This is a genomic window from Nocardioides sp. P5_C9_2, from assembly GCF_054049555.1.
The window spans coordinates 1-1,640 of record NZ_JBFUMD010000654.1; the positions used below are offsets into that span (position 1 = coordinate 1).

The 1,640-nt window shown below is 65.0% G+C and carries 2 protein-coding genes; both read left to right on the top strand.

Going from position 1 to position 1,640, the window contains the following annotated elements:
- Window positions 1-92: 92 nt before the first annotated feature.
- Window positions 93-632: an ABC transporter permease subunit gene (locus ACXJKL_RS20680; protein ID WP_457208872.1), complete on the top strand. Its 540-nt coding sequence runs from the start codon at window positions 93-95 to the stop codon at window positions 630-632.
- Window positions 632-1,561 (top strand): sugar ABC transporter permease, encoded by a 930-nt coding sequence (locus tag ACXJKL_RS20685; RefSeq protein WP_457208873.1) that lies wholly within the window; start codon window positions 632-634, stop codon window positions 1,559-1,561. Before ACXJKL_RS20680 ends, ACXJKL_RS20685 begins: the two co-directional genes overlap by 1 nt.
- Window positions 1,562-1,640: the final 79 nt, after the last annotated feature.

A 1,640-nucleotide genomic window follows, 5' to 3' on the forward strand; every position in this document is an offset into this window, starting at 1 on the left:
GCCCAGCATCGCGATGTACCTCGTGTGGCGGGAGATGTTCAACAAGGACTTCGGGCTGATCAACCGGATGTTGGGGACCGCCCAGCATCGCGATGTACCTCGTGTGGCGGGAGATGTTCAACAAGGACTTCGGGCTGATCAACCGGATGTTGGGGACCGACATCAACTGGTTCGGCAGCACGGCCAGCTCGATGTTCGCCATCCTGCTGATCCAGCTGTGGCTCGGCTACAACTACATGTTCCTCGTCATCACCGGCGCACTCCAGTCGATCCCCTCCGACCTCGTCGAGGCGGCCGGCGTCGACGGCGCCAAGCCGTTCCACGCCTTCCGGACCATCACGTTCCCGCTGCTGCTGGTCGCGCTGGCCCCGCTGCTGATCACGTCCTTCGCCTTCAACTTCAACAACTTCGCGGCGATCTTCCTGACCAGTCGGGGCGGTCCCTTCCCGCCCGACAACCCGAGTGCGGGAAGTACCGACATCCTCATCACCTACACCTACCGGCTCGCGTTCGGCGGGTCCGGCGCCGACTACGGGTTCGCCGCCGCCATCTCCGTGCTCATCTTCCTGATCGTGGCCACCGTCTCGATCGTCGGCTTCCGACGCACCCAGGTCCTGGAGGAGATCAACTGATGACATCCAAGACATCGGAGGCCCCCGCGGCGACCGCCGACGCCGAGGATCCCCCCGCGGTGGTCCGGCACGGCTCCGCCAAGGGCGGCTGGATCCGGCGCACGGGGCTGAGCCACCTGGTCGGCATCCTGGCCCTGGCCTTCTCGATCTTCCCGATCCTCTTCGTCGTATCGGCGTCGTTGAACCCCAACGGCACCCTCAGCTCGTCGACGCTGTTCCCCCGGGAGGTCAGCCTGGTCAACTACCAGGACCTGTTCGCCGGCTCGTTCCCCCGCTGGTTCGTCAACAGCCTGGTGATCGCCTCGGTCGCGGCCGCGATCTCGATGTTCATCTCGGCCTGCGCCGCGTTCGCGTTCTCGCGCTTCCGGTTCAGGGGGCGTCGGGCCGGCCTCATGGGGCTGCTGCTCGTGCAGATGTTCCCGCAGTTCCTGGCGATCGTCGCCATCTACCTGATGTTCGCCAACATCACGGAGCTGTGGCCGGTGATCGGCTTCAACACCGCCGCCGGGCTCATCATCCTCTACCTCGGCGGCGCCCTCGGAGTGAACACCTGGCTCATGAAGGGCTTCTTCGACACCATCCCCAAGGACCTCGACGAGTCGGCCAAGATGGACGGCGCGACACACTTCCAGGTCTTCTTCGGCATCATCCTCCCGCTCGTGGCGCCGATCCTGGCCATCACCGGCCTCCTCGGCTTCATCGGAGCGATCAACGAGTTCATGATCGCCAGCATCTTCCTGCGCCAGGACGACTCCAAGACCGCGGCCGTCGGGCTCTACGGGCTGATCGCCGACCCGCTGACCAAGAACGCCCAGTTCGGCGAGTTCGCGGCAGGCGCCGTCATCCTGGCCGTGCCGACGGTCGGACTGTTCATGTACCTCCAGCGCTACATCGTCGGCGGACTGACCGCCGGCGCCGTGAAGGGATGAGTGGATCGTGGCCGAAGTAGTCCTCGACAAGGTCAACAAGCAGTACGAGAACGGCTTCCACGCCGTCAAGGACCTCGAC